The organism is uncultured Microbacterium sp., from assembly GCF_964244775.1.
Classification (GTDB): domain Bacteria; phylum Actinomycetota; class Actinomycetes; order Actinomycetales; family Microbacteriaceae; genus Microbacterium.
The window spans coordinates 48,855-68,117 of sequence record NZ_CAXTJR010000003.1 but is presented as its reverse complement, the minus strand read 5'-3'; the positions used below and the strand labels follow the sequence as shown (position 1 = coordinate 68,117).

At 68.3% G+C, this 19,263-nt stretch carries 16 protein-coding genes; 11 read left to right on the top strand and 5 right to left on the bottom strand.

All coding sequences use genetic code 11. The features are described 5' to 3' along the window. Window positions 1–123: 123 nt before the first annotated feature. On the bottom strand, window positions 124–1,230 hold the full coding sequence (locus tag ACFE6Z_RS07365; RefSeq protein ID WP_375385074.1) for a hypothetical protein: 1,107 nt from the start codon (window positions 1,228–1,230) through the stop codon (window positions 124–126). Between the two features lie 304 nt (window positions 1,231–1,534). On the opposite strand from ACFE6Z_RS07365, the gene ACFE6Z_RS07360 reads away from it, so the two are divergent. After that, the gene (locus ACFE6Z_RS07360) at window positions 1,535–1,825 is read left to right on the top strand and encodes a DUF4287 domain-containing protein (protein ID WP_375385073.1); all 291 of its coding nucleotides are present in this window, start codon (window positions 1,535–1,537) and stop codon (window positions 1,823–1,825) included. Window positions 1,826–1,868: 43 nt separating this feature from the next. Here the strand turns inward: ACFE6Z_RS07360 and ACFE6Z_RS07355 are convergent, their stop codons facing one another. Continuing rightward, window positions 1,869–2,309, bottom strand: a complete 441-nt coding sequence (locus tag ACFE6Z_RS07355; protein ID WP_375385072.1) for a MarR family winged helix-turn-helix transcriptional regulator — start codon at window positions 2,307–2,309, stop codon at window positions 1,869–1,871. Window positions 2,310–2,353: 44 nt separating this feature from the next. Between ACFE6Z_RS07355 and ACFE6Z_RS07350 the strand changes: the two genes are divergently transcribed. Together ACFE6Z_RS07350 and ACFE6Z_RS07345 are read left to right on the top strand one after the other, a co-directional pair. Continuing rightward, window positions 2,354–4,174: a DUF2207 domain-containing protein gene (locus tag ACFE6Z_RS07350; RefSeq protein WP_375385071.1), complete on the top strand. Its 1,821-nt coding sequence runs from the start codon at window positions 2,354–2,356 to the stop codon at window positions 4,172–4,174. A 35-nt stretch (window positions 4,175–4,209) separates the two neighbouring features. Next, window positions 4,210–4,833, top strand: a complete 624-nt coding sequence (locus ACFE6Z_RS07345) for a DUF1684 domain-containing protein (RefSeq protein ID WP_375385070.1) — start codon at window positions 4,210–4,212, stop codon at window positions 4,831–4,833. Between the two features lie 193 nt (window positions 4,834–5,026). Here the strand turns inward: ACFE6Z_RS07345 and ACFE6Z_RS07340 are convergent, their stop codons facing one another. Further along, window positions 5,027–5,692 carry an SDR family oxidoreductase gene (locus tag ACFE6Z_RS07340; protein WP_375385069.1) on the bottom strand — a complete coding sequence of 222 codons (666 nt, stop codon included), beginning with the start codon at window positions 5,690–5,692 and terminating at the stop codon, window positions 5,027–5,029. A gap of 382 nt (window positions 5,693–6,074) precedes the next feature. Here ACFE6Z_RS07340 and ACFE6Z_RS07335 point away from each other — a divergent pair, with 382 nt between their 5' ends. Continuing rightward, window positions 6,075–6,893 carry a hypothetical protein gene (locus ACFE6Z_RS07335; protein ID WP_375385068.1) on the top strand — a complete coding sequence of 273 codons (819 nt, stop codon included), beginning with the start codon at window positions 6,075–6,077 and terminating at the stop codon, window positions 6,891–6,893. On the opposite strand, the gene ACFE6Z_RS07330 is transcribed toward ACFE6Z_RS07335, so the two are convergent. Next, window positions 6,879–7,301, bottom strand: coding sequence for a DUF488 family protein (locus tag ACFE6Z_RS07330; RefSeq protein ID WP_375385067.1), 423 nt, complete (start codon window positions 7,299–7,301; stop codon window positions 6,879–6,881). The genes ACFE6Z_RS07335 and ACFE6Z_RS07330 overlap by 15 nt on opposite strands. A gap of 416 nt (window positions 7,302–7,717) precedes the next feature. On the opposite strand from ACFE6Z_RS07330, the gene ACFE6Z_RS07325 reads away from it, so the two are divergent. After that, entirely contained in the window at window positions 7,718–8,257 is a 540-nt protein-coding gene (locus ACFE6Z_RS07325) for a TnsA-like heteromeric transposase endonuclease subunit (RefSeq protein ID WP_375385066.1), read from the top strand. 43 nt (window positions 8,258–8,300) lie between these two features. On the opposite strand, the gene soxR is transcribed toward ACFE6Z_RS07325, so the two are convergent. Beyond that, window positions 8,301–8,774: a redox-sensitive transcriptional activator SoxR gene (soxR, locus tag ACFE6Z_RS07320; protein WP_375385065.1), complete on the bottom strand. Its 474-nt coding sequence runs from the start codon at window positions 8,772–8,774 to the stop codon at window positions 8,301–8,303. Window positions 8,775–8,836: 62 nt separating this feature from the next. On the opposite strand from soxR, the gene ACFE6Z_RS07315 reads away from it, so the two are divergent. The 6 genes from ACFE6Z_RS07315 (at window position 8,837) to ACFE6Z_RS07290 (ending at window position 18,942) form a co-directional block, all read left to right on the top strand. Then, window positions 8,837–9,508, top strand: coding sequence for a VOC family protein (locus tag ACFE6Z_RS07315; RefSeq protein ID WP_375385064.1), 672 nt, complete (start codon window positions 8,837–8,839; stop codon window positions 9,506–9,508). 358 nt (window positions 9,509–9,866) lie between these two features. Next, entirely contained in the window at window positions 9,867–10,931 is a 1,065-nt protein-coding gene (locus tag ACFE6Z_RS07310; protein ID WP_375385063.1) for a GNAT family N-acetyltransferase, read from the top strand. 34 nt (window positions 10,932–10,965) lie between these two features. Beyond that, a complete protein-coding gene (locus ACFE6Z_RS07305) occupies window positions 10,966–14,394 on the top strand; it encodes a DUF2126 domain-containing protein (protein WP_375385062.1) in 3,429 nt (1,142 codons plus the stop codon). Continuing rightward, on the top strand, window positions 14,391–16,937 hold the full coding sequence (locus ACFE6Z_RS07300) for a circularly permuted type 2 ATP-grasp protein (protein ID WP_375385061.1): 2,547 nt from the start codon (window positions 14,391–14,393) through the stop codon (window positions 16,935–16,937). The genes ACFE6Z_RS07305 and ACFE6Z_RS07300 overlap by 4 nt, the downstream gene beginning before the upstream one ends. Before the next feature lie 40 nt (window positions 16,938–16,977). Continuing rightward, window positions 16,978–17,901, top strand: a complete 924-nt coding sequence (locus ACFE6Z_RS07295; protein ID WP_375385060.1) for a transglutaminase N-terminal domain-containing protein — start codon at window positions 16,978–16,980, stop codon at window positions 17,899–17,901. A 33-nt stretch (window positions 17,902–17,934) separates the two neighbouring features. Then, window positions 17,935–18,942: a putative zinc-binding metallopeptidase gene (locus ACFE6Z_RS07290; protein ID WP_375385059.1), complete on the top strand. Its 1,008-nt coding sequence runs from the start codon at window positions 17,935–17,937 to the stop codon at window positions 18,940–18,942. The last annotated feature ends 321 nt before the right edge of the window (window positions 18,943–19,263 follow it).

The following is a 19,263-nucleotide window of genomic DNA, read 5'->3' as shown; positions in this document are numbered from 1 at the left end:
CGAGGCAAGTGGAGCGGGGTGTCGGAGCGTCGGTGGTCGCATTCGGTCGTGTAGACGCCGTGGTTCGACGATGTGCGGCAGGTGAGGTGAGTTCGGGATGCCGCGACCCGGTGCCCCGTGTCGCTACGACCGTCGGGAAACCGACGGGGACGGCCCTGGCCAGCCCGCACGCACCAGCGCCTCGCGCACTCGTGTGATGAGAGCATCCGGATTCGGATACAGCTGCGTCGCCGTCGTGCGCAGCACCGTCCATCCCCCAGCCGTGGCGAGGGCGTGCTTCTCGATGTCGCGATTCCACTGACCGCGGTCGACGCGATGGTGGTCGCCTTCGTGCTCGATCAAGAGACGGTAGTCGGGGTACGCCAACTCGGTGAATCCGAAGAAGCGACCCTGCGCGTCGAAGAGGTCGATATCGAGGCTCGGCTCAGGAAGACCTCTGCGCACGAGGTGGAGGCGCAGGTCGGTCTCGGCCTTCGAGGCGCTGCCGACCCGGACGTGAGTGAGCGCTTCGCGCAGGTGGGCTGCATGGGGTCGACGGCCGGCGTGCAGAGCAGCAGCCAGCTCCGTCAGGGTCGCCAGCCCCGATCCTGCGGGAGCGCGCCGACCGCCCGGGAGCCGCGGTTCATTCACTAGTGAGTCGCCGATCGCGATGAGTTCATCGACGGTGAGTATGGGGGCCATCTGAGCCCACATCGAGGCGGGGCTTGCGACCCGGAGTCCGTCGTGCGTGCGCACGCGGTGCGCGGCGGCTGTCAGTTGGCGTCCGTGGACCTGCGCTCCGCGTGGGGCACGAAGCGGGGCCAGCACAGCGACATCCAGCGGCGCTGTCGCTTCGATCGAAAGGGCGAGGGGTGCGCCGCGTTGAATAAGATCCGCGGCGGCCGAGCTGAGAACGCGAAGCGGGAGGGGAACATCCCAGATGACAGCCGCGCTCACGTGACTGAAGAACACCGCCGGTCGGGCGTTCTGCGCGTACGCTCTGATATGCAGCATCATCGCAGCCCGGTAGTACCTCGCGGCGATCGCCGTCGGACTCGCGTCGCGTGCCTGATCATTCTCCGCACGCGCATGCAGCGGTGCGATCGCCGCGGACACGACGCGCACACCCTGGAACGGGGTGTAGAGGCTGGGATGCCGCAACCGCCGTTCGGTGACGCCGGCATGCCGTGCTTCGCGGACGGCAAAGCTGTCGTCGAATCCGCGGGGCAACGGGCGAGGGCGGGGCGGCATCCCCTCACGATGGCGGACACCCGCCTGCGATCGTGCGCCCGGGGAGCATCACGGGGACAGGCGGGTCGGTCGCCCGAGTGGGGAGGAGCGGGCATCCCGGCCCCGACGAGTCGGGATGCGGGTGCCCGGTCAGTCGCCAAGCCGATAGGTGACGACGATATGCGGCAGGTGCACATCGATGCTCGCGGTCAGTGGCGGCGAATCGGCGTTTTGCGTCGCTGACCCGACCAGATGCGACAGACGAAGAGCTCGAGGGGATGCTGCTCGCTAGGATGTCGGCGGCGAAACGACACGGAGGCCGAGCATGACGTTCCAGGCGTACCTCGACAACATCGAAGACAAGACCGGGCTGACTCCGCGCCAGTTCATCGACCTCGCGACCGAGAAAGGCTTCGGTCACGGCACCAGGGCCGGCGAGATCGTGACGTGGCTCGCCGACGACTACGGCCTCGGCCGCGGCCACGCGATGGCGCTCGTGCACGTGATCACGAAGGGCCCGCAGATCTCGTCGAAGCACGTCGGCACGGGCAGTGCGCACAGCGACCCGTCCGACACGCTCTGGCTCGACGGGAAAGCGACGCACCCGGCCGGCTGAACCAGGGGATGCTGGGCCGCTCGACGACCGGAACGAACCCCGTTCAGCAGCTCGGCGCGGGCTTGCGCAGCTTCGCGGTGAGGTCGCGCAGCTGCGCCAGCTCGTCGTCGTCGAGCAGCGACATGCGCTCCGCGATCGACTTGCCGTGCGCGAGTGCGACGCGGCGGAATGCTGTTGCGCCCTCCTCGGTCGCCCGGACGAGCGCGCCGCGCCCGTCGTCGGGGTCGGCGCACTTCGAGATGAGCCCGCGGGCTGCCATCCGTTCGACGAGCCGCGAGACGCTCGGCTGGCTGATCAGCATGTTCCTCGTCACGTCGCGCAGGCGCGCGGTCATATCCTCGCCCCGGGTGACCGTGAGCAGGACGTCGTATTCGGCCTGGCTGAGACCGGTGTCGTCGAAGTCGCAGGTGATCTCGGCGAACACCTCGTGCTGCGCGCGGAAGAGGCTCTCCCATGCCTCGACGGCGAGGCGGCGATCGGTCATGAATTCAAGAATAAGGTGCACAGCGTGCGCATAGGCTATGGCATATGCGGCGTATTCTTCGTGCGCTCGTGTGCGCGGTGGCGGTGGCGGCAGCATCCGTCGCCCTTGCGGCATGCAGCGGATCGGCGGCGACCGCGCAGGTCGGCGCCGATCGCATCGCGCCCGCGGGTTTGCAGGACTTCGGATTCGACAGCCTCGACGTCGACTACACGCTGTCGCGCGCAGACGACGGCACCAGCCGGATGACGGTGGTCGAGACGTTCGTTGCCGTCTTCCCGGCGTCCGACCAGAACCACGGGATGCAGCGCCTCATCCCCGACACCTATAACGGTTCCCCGCTCTTCCCCAAGCTCGTCTCGATCACCGATGGTGCCGGCAATCCCCGCCCGTCGGAGACGGATTCCGAAGACGGCACCTACGCGATGACCTCGCGCGACCCCGACTTCGTACACGGTCCGCAGACCTACGTCTTCACGTACACGCTCGAGAACGTCACGTATTCCTTCGCCGACACCGGCGCCGACGAGTTCTACTGGGACGTCAACGGCGTCGAGTGGGGGCAGACGTTCGGGCGGGTGACTGGCCGGCTGCACGTCGCCGCCGACCTCGCTTCCACCCTCACCGGAGCCGCCTCGTGCTACGTCGGCTACCAGGGGTCGTCGCAGTCGTGCGAGATCGCGCAGGATGCTGCGCCCGACGACGGCGCGATCGTCGAGGCCTCTGCGGGGCCGGTGTACCCGTACCAGACGGTCACGATGGCCGTCGCGTTCGAAAAGGGCACCTTCGTGCCGTTCGATTCGTCGTACCTCGCGTCGCCGTGGGGGTGGCTGCAGGGCGCGGCCGGTCTCGCCGTGCTCGCGGCCCTCGTGTCGGCGATCGTCGTGCGGGTGCGGCGGCTGAGCGATGCGCCCGGTCGCCCCACGATCATCGCCGAGTACACCCCGCCCCCGGGCGTCGACGCCCTCGAGAGCGCGGTGCTGCTCGGCAAGAACGCCAAGGCGATCCCGGCCGAGGTGCTCGAGCAGGCGGTGGTCGGCAGCATCCGCATCGTCGAGGGCGGACGCAGCTGGTTCGGGCGCGTCAAGCTCGTGGCCGAGCTGCTCGACCCTTCCCGCGCGGACGGCGATGGACGGATGCTGCTGGCCGGCCTCTTCGGCATGATGTCGCCGGGTGCGACCTTCGAGTTCGGCCGCACCGATGCGCGGTTCTCGGCCGCTGCGCAGTCGATCCTCAAGGCAGCGACCACGGAGCTGGCCCGGCGAGGGCTGCGGCGCGAGGTCGGGGCCCGCACCCGCGCGCGCCCCGTGCTGCTGGCCCTCTTCGCGGCCATCCTCGTGTGGGTGCTCGGCTTCTTCGCTCTCGGAGCGGGCGTCATGCCCCTGATCCCGATCGTGCTCATGGTGCTGTCGGTTCCTGTCCTGGTCATCGTCTGCGGGATCGTGTCGCGCACGCCGCTCACGGCCGCCGGCGCCGAGGTAAGAGACCACCTCGAGGGGCTCAAGGTCTTCATCGAGTGGGCCGAGGCCGACCGCATCCGCATGCTCCAGTCGCCGTCGGGGGCCGAGCGCGTGCGCATCGACACGACCGATCCGCGGCAGATGCTGAAGCTCTACGAGGTGCTGCTGCCGTTCGCCGTCGTGTTCGGCCAGGAGAAGCAGTGGGCGCAGCAGCTCGCGGTGCTCTATGGCCCCGATGCGACGCCGTACTGGTACGCGGGAACGTACGGGTTCAACGCCTCGTCGTTCTCGGACGGGATCTCCTCGTTGTCGGCGGTCGCCTCTTCCTCGTCGTCGACCTCCGGCGGATCGAGCGGCGGCGGCTCGTCCGGCGGGGGTGGCGGAGGTGGCGGGGGCGGCGGCGTCTGAGCCGCGGCGTCGCTGACGCGCCCTAACCTGGACGCATGGCCGAGGTATCCGCTCGCACAGCTCTCGAGATCGCCGACTGGCGCCGTCGCGTGTTCGCCCTCTACGACGCCGTGCGCGCCGCGGACGATCCGGAAGACGCGCACGAGCTCTGGCGCATCGAGCGCGACGACCTCATGGCCCGCCACCCCGCGACACCCCTGATGCCGGCCGACCGCTGGGGTTTCACCGGCCTGTCGATCGCGCCGTATGACCCGGATTGGCGCTTCGAGCTACCCATCATCCCTACCGAACCGGCAGGCTTCGGGTTCGAGACCGGCACAGACGGCACCGTGCCGTTCGAACGCCTCGGCCTGGTCGAGATCCCGGACGTGGGCACCCTCGACGTCTGGCGACTCGCCTCCTACGGCGGCGGCGTCTTCGTGCCCTTCCGCGACGGACTGGCCGGCCGCCCCGGCGGCACCTACGGCGGCGGACGCTACCTGCTCGACACGATCAAGGGCGCGGATCTCGGAGCGGATGCTGCGACCGGCACGATCGTCGTCGACTTCAACTTCGCCTACAACCCGTCGTGCGCGTACGACCCCGCGTGGGCGTGCCCGCTGGCGCCGCCGAGCAACCGCCTGGCCGCACCCGTGCCGGTGGGCGAGCTGTACGGCTGAGGACCCCCGGCATGCAGAAGGGCCGATCGGAGATTCCGACCGGCCCGCGTCCCTGCACCAAGAGTGTCCTGCATTCACATGACGGTCGCTGCCACAGCAAACAACTTCCGCTCTCAGAACTGTATAACGGCAAGGTAACGACGGCAAGGGTTTGTCGTTATCTTTCTGTGATTTTTACTGCGGTCGGGCATCCTCAGTACCTTGCGGAGAATCCGCCGTCCGCGTGGAGAAGTTGGCCGCTCACCCACCGACCCTCGTCTGACAGCAAGAACGAGGTGATTGCCGCGATGTCTCGCGGAGAGCCGAGGCGCCCCAGCGGTTGTTGAAGCGCAAGGGTAGCTCGAGCATCCTCGTCCATCCAGCCGGTGTCGATGGGTCCGGGGTTGACGACGTTGGCGGATACACCGCGAGGGCCGAGCTCTCGCGCAGCCGAGATCACGATTCGATCGAGGGCTCCTTTGGATGCTCCGTACGGGAGGTTCCCCGTCGTGTGATCGCTGGTGAAGGCGACGATCACGCCTCCCGAGTCATCCAGTTGCGCGGCGAACGCCGCGATGAGCAAGAGCGACGCACGGGCATTGACGGCCATGTGCAGGTCGAAAACCTCGGCAGTGGTGTCGAGCAGTCCCGACTCGACATCGTGCGCGTGGCTGAGAACGAGTCCTGTGACTGTGCCGTGGTCGCGTTGGACGCGCGCGACGAGGTCTGTGGCGGCTGAGGCATCGGCCAAGTCGCACGGGTAGTCGCCGGAGTCGACGTCGCTGGTGCAGACTCGCCATCCGTCCGCCTCGAGGCGGGGAACGATCCCGGCAGCGATGCTGTTGGCTCTGTTCGTCCCGGTGATCAGCGCGACTGGCATTCTTCGACGATACGCTCCGACGTTGTGTGCGCGGCCCCGCGCCCACAGGTGAGGGCCGGTCGGAGAGGCATCCGACCGGCCCTTGTCCCTTTGCACCAAGAGGTCCTGCAATCACATGACGGTCGCTGCCACAGCAAACAACTTCCGCTTCCAGAACTGTATAACGGCGAGGTAACGAAGCACCAGCCCTGTCGTTATTTTCTCGTTATGCGATTGCCCAGCGCTCGGTATGGTGTCCGATGACAACCCATCTGTACTTTCTGCCATCGATTCTGTGGTTGTGACAGGCGACCTGTAGTTTTCGCCAACTGATCTGTAAGTTCGAGATGTCCGACCCCGCTCGTATGGTTTGCGCATGCATGTCAGATCAGAGACGGCGCGGGTGCTCATCACCGTGAAGGCATCGCCCCAGCCATCGGCGAGGTACGGCGACACGGTGTGCGTCGCCGGCATCCGCGTCGATGGGGGGCGTGCCGAGTGGATACGTCTCTATCCGCTCGCGTTTCGCTGGATGGGTGTTGAGCAGCAGTTCAAGAAGTTCGACTTGATCGATGTCGAGGTGCGGCGCGAGATCAAGGACAGTCGCCCCGAGAGCTACCGGCCCGATATCGACAGCATCAAGGTCGTCCGCCACCTCGACGACTGGAAGGACCGGCAGCCGTACATGGAGCGAGTCGCGCGCACGTCGACGTGCGCGTTGAGCGCGGCGGCCACCGCGCACCACGACGCTCCCTCGCTCGGGATGGTTACGGTCAGGGCGGTTGAGCGGTTGAAGGTCGAAGCATTCGGCGAGTGGACCGTTGCGCAGAAGGCCCGCATTGCAGCCGCCGCCAATCTCGCGCCGCTGTCCCTCTTCGGCGATGCCGCGAGGACGCCTCCGGAGTTGAAGGCGCCGAGGTTCGTAGCCCGCTACGAGTACTTCTGCACGGCTGATGGATGTCCTCGACACGTCGGCCAGATTCTGGACTGGGAACTCACGGCACTGCAGGGCCGGTTGCATCGCGAGCCCGATGCCGAGGCGATCACTCAGATCGAGCGGAAGTTCCTCACTCAGATGTTCGCTCCTGGGCGGCAGACCTCGTTCTTCATGGGCAACTTCGAGGACGCACGTAAGCGCCATAGCTTCAGCGTGCTCGGCGCGTATTACCCGCCGGAAGGTATCGGGACCAGCGTGGGCTTGTTCGACCTAGATCAGGACTGATGCGTCTGCCACAGCGGCGATGACCTGCTCACGGTGGCAGTGTGACTCGTCAGCCTCGAAGCACAGCACGGCCACTGTGTGATGCTCGGTGAGGGCGGCCAGCTCACGCACCGCCTCGGCGCCGTCACCATTACTGATGATCTCTCGGTAGCTTCCTCGCGCCGCGATGCCTGCTTGTGAGGTGGCGTCGGCATAGGCAGGGCGATTGTCCTTCGGATTGCCAAGCCGGCGGTCGTGGACGTAGCGGATACCCGCAGCCGAAAGAGCCTCAGAGAGAGCCCGCTTGGACAGTCCCGGCATACGAGACAGAGGGGTTAGCCGAATATCGACCAGCACCTCGACGCTCTCCGCCGTGAGCCGCTCAACCAGTTGGTCGACGCTCAGTCCTTCGTATCCGACACCGATCATGCGGCGCTCCTTCCGGGTTGAGCGGGTACGGGCGCGTTGTGCCCGGACTCGACAGGCTGTCGAGCATGTTCGCGCGCCGCTACGGGCGACGAACTCCTTCCCGCACGCAGCGCACGTGTGTGTACTCCCGCGTCTACGGAGCTGCTCCTGCCGCAACTCGCGAGCCATCGTCAAGAGCGACTCATCACTCCTGCCGGTGAACTGCATGTAACGAATCTATCTGTTACTCAACCGGGCCACCACCTTGTGTCGGCGGCGCCGATCATGGCGTTGTCGTGGATCGTTCCCGCGGGCGTGTCGACCCCATTGGGTGCGCAAGTCGGTCGCACTCTGGCGGCGTCAGGGACTCTTCAACTGAACATCTCGTCGAGATCGGAGAGCAGATGTCGTTGAAGCCTTGGGAACCTGCGGCTGCGGTGGACGCGCCGCACGCTCAGATCGAGTACGACCTGCGTGGCGTGGATCATCGCCGTGATTCGGCTGACGTGGTCGATGTGGCTTTCGAGGCCGTCGACAAGGTTCGGACGCCGAAGTCATGGAAACACAAGAAGAACTACACGGGCCAGTACTGGGCAGCCACGACTGGCGGGCATGTCTGGTTCGAGTCGCTGTACGAACGGGTAGCGCTCATGCAAATGGACCGCGATCCCGCTTTCGCGGCGATCTCGTCTCAGCCGATGTGGATCGACTGGGCGGGAACGCCTCGACGCCACGCGCCCGACTTCTTCGTCCGCTTCCGCGATGGATCGGCCGCAATGGTCGACGTGAAGCCGCTCCCTTGCATCGAGCCGGATGACGTCGAAGCATTCGATTGGACGTCATCCTTGTGCGGCGGGCTGGGGTGGGACTACTTCGTCGTGCATGACATCGGCGAGAGCGAAGGCCGCAACCTTCGCTTCCTGTCCGGCTACCGGTATGACCGGTGGCGCGGTCGCAAGCCGGTCCCTAGCTGGTGAACCGAGGCGGGTAAAGCGGCCGACACTGGCTCGGCCAACGCGGTCAGTCGTCGGCGGCCGCCTTATCGGCGGTGCGTAGCCAGCGTGATCCGGGGCCTTCGCTTGCGGCTTCGTCGCCGGGGTTGAAGAGGGTGCATGTGCCCAGTGATAGACAGCCGCATCCGATGCATCCGTCGAGCGAGGATTGCAGTGCCTCGAGTTGTCGGATTCGGCGGGCGACTGTCGTCGCCCATTGTTGGCTCATGTGTCGCCATTCGCGCTGCGTCGGCGGGCGGGTGGAGGGCAGGTCGGCGAGGGCGGCGGCGATCTCCTGCAGAGTCAGGCCGACTCGCTGGCCTGCGGCGATCACGGCCAGGCGTCGGAGCGTGTGGCGCGGGAACAGCCGCTTGTTGCCGGCGGTCCTGCTGGATTGGATGAGGCCGCGTTCGTCGTAGTAGCGAACGGTGGGGACGCTGATGCCTGCCCGTCGGGCGAGATCCCCGATCGACAGGAGTTCGAGCGGAGCGATTCGGGGCATGGCTGAAGTGTGACACTTCCCCGATTTGACCTCAAGTTAGCTTGAGCAGGTTGACTGAAGGCATGAAGATCGTCACAGTGTCAGTCAGAGTCCGAAACATCGCAGAAGCAACGGCTTTCTATGCGGAAGTTCTTGGCCTCCCCATCGGGAGAAATCACCGTCTGGGCGCCGTGACAATTGGGGCGACTCGCCTTGAACTCGTTGAGGACGCCGCAAGCGAAGGGCACCATCACTTCGCCATCACCATTCCGAGCAACAAGTTCCTCCAGGCGAAAACGTGGCTCCAAGAGCGCACGGATCTAATCGGAGCGCCCGACGCAGACGAGTTCGAGTGCTCGCCGCTCTGGAACGCGCGCAGCGTCTACTTCAACGGCCCCGACGGGGCCGTTCTGGAGTTCATCGTTCGCCGCGACCTGAGCAACGCCACAGCCGGTCCATTCACCAGCGCCGACCTCCTCTGTGTCAGCGAGGTCGGAGTCGCCATGCCCGATGTTCCCGCTACCGTCGCCAAGCTTCACAGCGACGCTCAGGTGGCTCCGTACGGTGACTCGTTTGATTCCTTCGCGCCGGTCGGCGACGCCGACGGCCTGCTGATTCTGGTGGCGCCGGGCCGCGCATGGTTTCCTACCGCAGATCGCGTGGTCCGCGAAAGTCCGGTCGCGATCGCCGCTGTGGGCGCACGCCCGGGAACCTACGCGCTTGGCCCCGACTGCTTGCTGACCGTCTTACGGTAGACGCCCGGCCCGGGCTACAGAATGCCGGTCCTTGAAATCAAGTGCCCGCGGGATCGTTGACGATCGTCTCAGACGCGGTCGATCAGCGGACACACCCGCACGGTCACTGGGATCTCAGGGTTGACATGCCCGAGGGTGTCGCGTTTACCCCGCCCGTTGAAAATTTGCGCTCAGGTACGTCTTACGCAACACCAACTGGGCACGAGCGTCAGCTCCGGCGAACTACAGATTCAATGTCGCGCAAAGCGTGGATGACGATATTGCCCTGGTTGCCGGCCCCGAGATCCTGCGGAATCTCAGCACAGGATCAGTGGCACAAACGACAGATTCATTGTCATCGGACATATGGTCTGGTGACGTGACCGTTCTCCAGACCCGTCGCCTGACCCTTCGCCCGTGGGCCGACTCGGACGATGACCTCGCGTTCCTGTTCGACATGTACTCGCGCGAAGAGGTGCAGCGCTACATCGGCCTCACACCCCGGCTCATGCAGAGCACCGACGAGGCCCGCGAGCGCGTGGAGCGCTGGCGCGGCACGCACGACGGGCGTCGCGGAGTGTGGGGCGTCACCCTGCACGACGGCACCCGGCTCGGCACCGTGCTGTGCAAGCGCATCCCGTGGTCGGCGGATGCTCCCGAGGGCGAGGGCGAGGGCGAGGGTGAGGACGACACCGAGATCGGCTGGCATTTCCATCCGGATGCGTGGGGCCGCGGTTACGCGAGCGAGGCGGCGACCGCGGTGCTGCGTCGCGCCTTCGACGCGGGTCTCGATCGGGTGGTGGCGGTCACGAACCCGGCGAACACAGCATCCCAGCGTGTCTGTCTGCGCATCGGAATGGCGCCCCGAGGGCTCACCACCAGCTACTACGACACGACCTGCGAGCTGTTCGAGCTCGCCGCCCCCGGCAGAAGGTGCGTCGCGTTCTTCCGCAATGTCAACCAGGGTCAGCGCGGTCACCCGGCGACCTCGCACCTGGTCGAGGCGATGACGGATGCCGGTTTCACGGGCATCGCGGGGTTTCGGGGCAACGGCACCGTCGTCGGCACGGCAGTCGGTGCCCCCGCGCAGCTCGCGGCAGACACGCGAGGCGCTCGCCGCGCGCAGCGGCCTCGAGCGCGCCGTGTTCGTGCTCCCATTCGAGGCGGTCGCCGACATCGTCGAGGGCTTCGCGCCCGAGACGGCCCAGCGTCTGGAGTTCTCGGTGTTCGATCCGCGCGTCACCGTCGAAGATCTGCCGGCCTCCGGCATCCGCTGCCAGCTCATCGCGAGCGGCCAGGGCTGGGCCGTGACGCGCAACGACGACGACGATCATTCGCAGGCGACCCCGACGATCGAGCACCTGATCGGCTCGCCGGTCACGTCGCGGGGGATGGGCACGATGCGGGGCCTGGTCGGCAGGTATTCGTGAGCGAGGGTCGGTAACTCGCCCGCAACAGTTGTGGGGGATGCTTAGGCCATGTCGATCAAGGTGTCGCTGACGCACTTCACGGGCTACGAGTTCGCCCATCCGGTGAGGGTCACTCCGCACGTGGTGCGCCTGCGCCCCGCTCCGCACTCGCGCACCCCGATCGAGGCGTACTCGCTGGATGTGAGCCCGAAAGAGCATTTCGTCAACTGGCAACAGGATCCGTTCGGCAACTGGATTGCCCGGCTGGTGTTCCCGGAGAAGATCGATCACCTCTCGATCACCGTCGGCCTCGTCGCCGACCTCATGGTGATCAACCCGTTCGATTTCTTCATCGAGGAGTACGCCGAGCGCTTCCCGTTCGAGTACGAGCCGGGCCTCAAGGCCGACCTCGCGCCGTACCTGCGGCCCGTCGACGACAGTGAGGATGCCGACGCCTGGCGCCGGCGCCTGCCCGCCCTGCCCGAACAGGGGGTGCCGATGGTGCAGTTCCTCGCGGGGCTGAACTCGGCGGTGAACCGGGATGTCGCGTACGACGTGCGCATGGAGCCCGGGGTGCAGACCCCCGATCTCACGCTCGCGCGCGCCATCGGATCGTGCCGTGACAGCGCGTGGCTGCTCGTCAGTCTCCTGCGGCAATACGGCTTGGCCGCCCGATTCGTCTCGGGCTATCTCGTGCAGCTCGCCGCCGACCAGAAGTCGCTCGACGGCCCGAGCGGCCCCGAGGCCGACTTCACCGACCTGCACGCGTGGGCCGAAGTGTACGTGCCGGGCGCGGGCTGGATCGGGATGGACCCCACGAGCGCGCTGTTCGCGGGCGAGGGCCACATCCCGCTGAGCGCGACGCCGCATCCCTCCAGCGCCGCGCCGATCGAGGGCGCCACCGAACCGGTCGAGGTGAGCTTCGCGTTCCGCAACGAGGTGCTGCGCATCCACGAGGACCCGCGTACGACCAAGCCCTACACCGACGACCAGTGGACTCGCATCGACGCCCTCGGCGCCGCGGTCGACGAGCGTCTCGTCGCGGGTGATGTGCGGCTGACGATGGGCGGCGAGCCGACCTTCGTCGCGCTCGATGACGCCACGAGCAAGGAGTGGAACACCCAGGCCGACGGTCCGCACAAGCGCGAGCTCGCCGGCTCTCTCGCCGAGCGGCTGCGCGCGACCTACGCGGTGGGCGGCGTCGTGCATCGCGGCCAGGGCAAGTGGTACCCGGGCGAGCTGCTCCCGCGCTGGAACATCGCGCTGCAATGGCGCACCGACGGCGTACCGCTCTGGAACGATCCCGCCCTGTTCGCCGACCCGTGGGCGAAGGATGCTGCGGCCGCCGTCGCCGCTCGTGCCGCCGCCTCGGCCGCGAAGGCCGAGAAGGACGAGCTCCCCGGCCCTGCCCTGCGCGCCGCGCACTCCACGGCCGACTCCGCCGCGGCCGCCGCTGCCGCGGCATCCACTGCTGCCGCACTCCAGGCCGAGTCTCTCGCGCGCACGCTCACGGCCGTGCTGGGTCTGCCCAATCGGCAGCTGCTGGCCGCGTACGAAGACCCGCTCGCGGTGATCGCCGCCGATCTGCGCACGCCCGACGGCCCCGCTCCGGGCACGGCCGAGCCGGGGGCGGACGACGTCGCAGCGCTCGATGACCGTGCCGGTGAGCCGACCGGCTGGGTGCTGCCGCTCACTACAGACGACGACCGGTGGTCGAGCCCGTCGTGGACGTTCCGCCGCGGCCGCCTCGTGCTGATCCCGGGCTCGAGCTCGGTCGGATTGCGCCTCCCGCTCGACGCGGTGTCGTGGGTCGACCCCGAGCATCCCGGTGAGCCGTCGTATCTCGAGGCCGGTCCGAGCCGCGCACCCGGTGTGCCCGAGGTGACCGTGGTCTCGGCCGACGGCGCACCCACCACGGCGCTGGCGATCGAGGCGCGCGACGGCGAGGTGTACGTGTTCCTGCCGCCCACCCTGACGCTGGAGGCGTACGCCGACCTGCTCGCCGTGATCGAGCAGGCCGTACGCATCGTCGGATGCCGCATCGTGCTGGAGGGCTACGGCCCGCCGCCGGACCCGCGGCTGAGTCAGCTCGTCGTCACACCTGACCCGGGCGTGATCGAGGTCAACGTACAGCCGACCTCGTCGTGGAACGAGCTGCGCGACCTCACGCTCACGCTCTACGAAGAGGCCACCCAGAGCCGCCTCGCGACGGAGAAATTCGATCTCGATGGCCTCCACACCGGCACAGGCGGTGGCAACCACATCACCCTGGGCGGCACGCAGCCCGTCGATTCCCCGTTGCTGCGCCGGCCGGATCTGCTCGCGAGTCTCGTCACGTACTGGCAGCGGCATCCCAGCCTTTCCTATCTGTTCTCCGGACGCTTCATCGGCCCGACCAGCCAGGCTCCGCGCTTCGATGAGGGGCGCCCCGAGGCGGTCTACGAGATGGAGATCGCGCTGCAGCAGGTGGCCAAGCTCGTCACCGACGCGAACGCGATCGACCAGCATCCGTCACCGTGGGGCGTCGATCGCGCACTGCGGCACCTCCTCACCGACCTCACCGGCAACACGCATCGCGCCGAGTTCTGCATCGACAAGCTGTACAGCCCCGACAGCAGCCGCGGGCGGCTCGGCCTGCTCGAACTGCGCGGCTTCGAGATGCCGCCGCATCCTCAACTCGCGCTCGTGCAGGCGCTGCTCGTGCGCTGCCTGGTCGCCATGTTCTGGGAGAAGCCGTACCGCGCCCCGCTCATCCGCTGGGGCACCCGCCTGCACGAAGACTTCCTGCTGCCCCAGGGCGCCTCAGCCGACATCGCCGAAGTGGTCGCCGACCTGCGCGCCCACGGCATCGCGTTCGAAGACACCTGGCTCGACGCGTTCACCGAATTCCGGTTCCCGCGCATCGGCATGACGCGCGTCTCGAGCGGTCTCGGCGGCGCGCTGTCGCCGAACGAGGCAGGGTCGATCGAGCTGGAATTGCGGCAGGCGATCGAGCCGTGGAACGTGCTCGGCGAAGAGGCCACGGCAGGCGGGATGTCGCGGTACGTGGACTCGTCGGTCGAGCGTGTGCAGGTGACGGTGCGGGGTATCGATCCGCACCGCCACGTCGTGACGTGCCAGAGTGTTCCTGTGCCGTTGATCCCGACCGGGCACAGCGGCGAGTTCTACGCCGGTGTCCGCTACCGCGCCTGGGCGCCGTGGTCGGCCCTGCATCCCAGCATCCCCGTGCACGCCCCTCTCGTGTTCGACGTCGTCGACACCGAGTCGGCGGTGAGCCTCGGCGGTGCGACCTACCACGTCGTGCACCCTGGCGGCCGGGCCTACCACTCGCCGCCGATCAACGCCAATGAGGCCGAGGCCCGGCGGGCGAGCCGGTTCGAGCCGCACGGGCACACGGCCGGACACCTCGATGTGGCAGCTCTCCAAGAGGCCGCGCGTCGGGCGTTCAGCCCCGACTACCCGCACACGCTCGATCTGCGGAGAGTGCCGGCCCCGTGAGCCTGTTACGCGACTACGCCTCGTCACTGGCGCAGCCGACGCTCCCCTTCGGGCCGGGCGAGGGCGATCGCGGCGTGCGATTCGACGAGGTCGTCGCGCCCGACGGCACCCTCCGCCCGGCATGGAAGGGGATGGCGGCCCTCACGGTCGAGCTCACCGCGGGCGACTTCGACCGGGTCGACCGCGAGATCACCGCGCTCCTGGCCGACGACGGCGTCACGTACGGGAGCCTGGAGGCAGGATCCCAGCCCTGGCAGCTCGACCCGATGCCACTGGTGCTGGATGCGGCGACCTGGGGCCGCCTCGAAGTCGGGCTCGCCCAGCGCGCCGAACTGCTCAATGCGCTCCTGGCCGACGTCTACGGCGATCGCAGGCTGCTCGCCGAAGGGCTCATCCCGGCCGCCGCAATCTTCGGTCACGCCGGTTACACGAGGCCGATCGCCCGCACGACGGGTTTCGACCCGCATCCGCTCATCCTCTCGGGTACCGACGTGGGCCGCGACGCGGCCGGCGAATGGCGCGTGCTCGCCGATCGGGTGCAGGCGCCGTCGGGCCTGGGCTACGCGATGGCCAATCGCCGCGTGATCTCGCGCGTGATCCCCGAGCTGTACGACGAGGCGGGCCTGCACCGCATGGAGCCGTACTTCTCCGCCCTCCGCTCCGCCCTGCTGCAGGCGGCGCCCGCCGAGGTGGCCGACCCTCGGGTCGTCGTCCTGTCGCCGGGGACCCACTCCGAGACCGCCTACGATCAGGCCTTCCTCGCGAACATCCTCGGCTTCCCCCTCGTGCAGGGCGGCGACATGGTCGTCCGCGACGGCTGGGTGTGGATGAAGCCGTCGGGCTTCCCGCGTCAGGCACCCGTCGAACGGGTCGACGTGATCCTGCGTCGCGTCGACGCCGACTGGTGCGATCCGCTCGAGCTGCGCGGCAACTCGCAGCTCGGGGTCGCGGGGCTCACCGAGGCCGTGCGCCGCGGGCGTGTGCGGCTGGTCAACGGCCTGGGCGCGGGGGTGCTCGAGAACCCGGCGCTCATGCCTTTCCTCCCTGCCGTCTGCGAGCGTCTGCTCGGCGAGCAGCTGCGGCTGCCGTCGGTGACCACCTGGTGGTGCGGAAGCGCAGAGGGCATGGATGCTGTGCTCGACGGGATCGCCCGTGACCGCGCAGGGCTTATCGTGCGCACGATCGACGGACACGCCGCCGACCTCGTCGACCGCGACGACGCCGAGCTGCGCGACCTGATCCTCGCGGCTCCGCATCGCTATGTCGGCCAGGAGCGCCTGCCGCTTTCGCAGGCGCCCGGGTGGGGTGACGCGGGCCGCCGCACCGGGCACGTGATGCCGCACCCGGTGGTGCTGCGCACCTTCACCGTCCGCGACGGCGCCGCCTACCGGCCGCTCGTCGGAGGACTCGCGACCCTCGTCGACGACGGGCAGACGGCGCCGAGCACGAAAGACGTGTGGGTGCTGAAGGCGAGCCCCGGCGACCCAGATCAGGGGCTCGCGGGTGTCACGCCGCTCGCGGTGCCCCGTGTCGCTCCGGTGCTCGGCCCGCGCGCGCTCGAGGACATGTTCTGGGTAGGGCGGTACGCCGAGCGCGCGGAAGACCTCATCCGCCTCGTGATCACCGCGCACGCGCACGCCGAGCAGCTCGACTTCTCGTCGTCCGTCCAGGGCGACGCGGTGCTCGGCGCCCTCATCGGGGCGCTGCGACGCCTGTGCGGCACGCGCTGGCTCGAGGCGGATGCCGAGCTGCGCTCCCTGCTCCTGGACGTCGACAGGCCGGGCTCGTCGGCGCACTCGCTCGACAAGCTCCGCGACGCTCTCGAAGGCGTGCGCGACCAGCTGTCGGGCGACACCTGGCGCGTCTTCGGCATCACCGATCAGGCCATGAAGCTGCTGCGCGTGTCGCGCCGCTCGCTGCAGATCGCCGAGTCGGCGGGACGGATGCTCAGCGGTCTGCTCTCGCTGCAGGGCGTCACTGCCAGCATGATGCGCGACGATGGCTGGCACGCGATCGAGATCGGGCGCTACCTCGAGCGGTCGGTGCAGGTGTGCAGTCTGCTCGCCGCGACCACGACCGTCCCGACCGGTGCAGGGGTCGAGCGCGCCGTCTTGAGCGGCGTGCTCATGGCGGCCGAGAGCGCCGTCACCCATCGTCGCCGCTACCGGGGTGGGGTGCGAGTCTCGGGGGTGCTCGAGCTGCTGCTGAGCGACCCCGACAACCCGCGCTCCGTCGGGTTCTGCCTCGCCAGGGTGCGCGAGCACCTCGGGAAGCTGTCGGCCTCGACCGGATCCACGCGCCCCGAGCGCCTGCTCGAGCACCTCGAAGACTCGCTGGAGTCGACCGACATCGCGGCGCTCGCCGCCTCCGAAGAGGGCAGCAGACCGCGACTGGCCGCCTTCCTGTCCGACACCCGCGCCCACCTGCACCAGCTCGGCGAGGCGATCGGCCACGTGCACTTCGAGGGCGGCCCGCGGCCGCAGTCGCTGTCGGCACTCGCGCTCATCGAGGTCGGCGGCGCGACGACGGGCGGGTTCCCGTGAAGCCTCCGATGACGGCGGGGCGCAGGTCGTGAAGTATCGCGTGGCGCACCGCACCGAGTACTCGTACGACGACGACGTGCGCGACAGCCTGGGTCTCGTGCACGGTGTTCCGCGGCCCCTGCCGTGGCAGCAGGTGGCGTGGCATCGCGTAACCGTCGACCCCGAGCCCGGAGACCTCACGGAAGACCTCGACGGGTACGGCAACGTCGTGTCGTACTTCCACGTGACCGAGCCGCATCGCCGCCTCACGATCGAGGCTCAGAGCGAAGTGACGGTGGTCGCGCCGGAATACGACCCGGCTGCGCTCGCCGAACCGTGGGAGCGATCGCGCCCGCTCCTGCACCCGGGGGTGCCTGGAGCATGGGCGGCGACGGAGTTCGTGCTCGAATCGCCGAGGGCGAAGCATGTGGATGAGGCGCGCGACTATGCGACAGCATCCCTTCTCCCCGGTCGCGCGATCGGGGAGACGGTCACCGACCTCATGCACCGGATCAAGGCCGATTTCCAGTACGACAGCAAGGCGACGACGGTGACCAGCACCGTCGCCGACGTCATGGCGACCAGGGCCGGCGTGTGCCAGGACTTCGCGCATCTCGCGATCGCGTGCCTGCGCAGCCACGGCGTAGCGGTCCGCTACGTCAGCGGGTATCTGGCCACCCGTCCGCTGCCCGGCCGGGAGCGGGTCGTCGGCGCGGACGCATCGCACGCGTGGGTCGCGGCGTGGCTGCCTGGTTCGGGGCACGGTAAGGCGGGTTCGGGGCGCGGGCAGGCCGGTTCGGGGCAGTGGCTCGCGTTCGACCCGACGAACGACCAGTGGATCGCGGATCGGCATGTCACCGTGGCGTGGGGGCGCGATTACGGCGACGTGTCGCCGGTGAAGGGCATCATCTTCACCGAGGCGAAGAAGTCGACGCTGCGGGTGTCGGTCGACGTAGCTCCCCTCGAGGAGTATGCGCAACCCTGAGCGTGATCATGACGCACATGCGAGCATTCACACGTGAAGGCCTATCGATGTCGCGTCTGCAGCAACCCGCTCTTCTTCGAGAACTCGGTCTGCGTGTTGTGCGGGACTGCGCTCGGGTACTCGCGGGGTGAGCGCGAGATCGTCCCGCTCGACTCGACCGGCCAGTACGTCGACACGTCGGGGCTGGTGTGGCACGTCTGCCGCAACCTGAACCTGTCGGGGTGCACGTGGCTCGCCCCGCTCGCAGGCGGCCAGTGCTTCAGCTGCGACCTCACGCGCACCCGGCCGAACGACGCCGACCTGGTGGGCCTGGAGAACTACCCGATCGCGGAGCGGGCGAAGCGGCACCTGATCGCCGAGCTCGACTCGCTCGGATTCCCGCTCGTCGGGCGCAATCCTGGGACGGGAGGCGACCCGGTCAACGGACTGGCCTTCGACCTGCTTTCGAGCACGCACGAGAGGGTGATGATCGGCCACGAGGACGGCGTGATCACGATCGACCTCGCGGAGAGCAATCCCGCGTATCGCGAGCGCGTGCGCGGCGAGCTCGACGAGCCGTACCGCACGATGCTCGGGCATTTCCGCCATGAGATCGGCCACTACTACGAGTGGCAGCTGCTCGAGGTGGCGGAGCATCCCGAGCTTCTCGAACAGGCGCGCGAGCTGTTCGGTGACGAGCGGGCCGACTACCAGGCGGCCGTCGACCGGCATTACGCCGACGGCGCGCCGGCCGGGTGGGCGCAGTCGTACCTCACCAACTACGCGACGATGCACCCGTACGAGGACTTCGCCGAGACCTGGGCGCACTACCTCCACATCTGCGACACGGTAGAGACCGCGGCCGAGTACGGGTTGACCGCGGTGGCCGTCGCGGGGTTCACCCGCTTCCGCGACCTCGTGACCGGCGTCTGGGTGCCCCTGTCGACGGCGCTGAACATGATCAACCGTTCGATGGGCAAGGAAGACCTCTACCCGTTCGTGATCCCGGTGCCGGTGCTCGACAAGCTCGACTTCGTCGCCTCGCTGCGGCCCCCTGCCTGACTCGGGGGGTGTCCGGGTCAGTCTCCGTGTCGGTCTCCGTGTCCGTGTCCGCCAGCTGGCGGACATGCGCCGCCGCGGCGACCATCTGTCGGACAGGGGGTGCGCCCGGCGCCGGGTCGATCGTGCGCGCGTGTCCGCAAGCTGGCGGACATGCGCTGCCCCGGCGACCATCTGTCGGACGCGGGGTTCGCCGTCGCCGGTGGGTCGGGCGTCCGTGTCCGCCAGCTGGCGGACATGCGCTGCCCCGGCGACCATCTGTCGGACAGGGGGTTCGCCGTCGCCGGTGGGTCGGGCGTCCGTGTCCGCCAGCTGGCGGACATG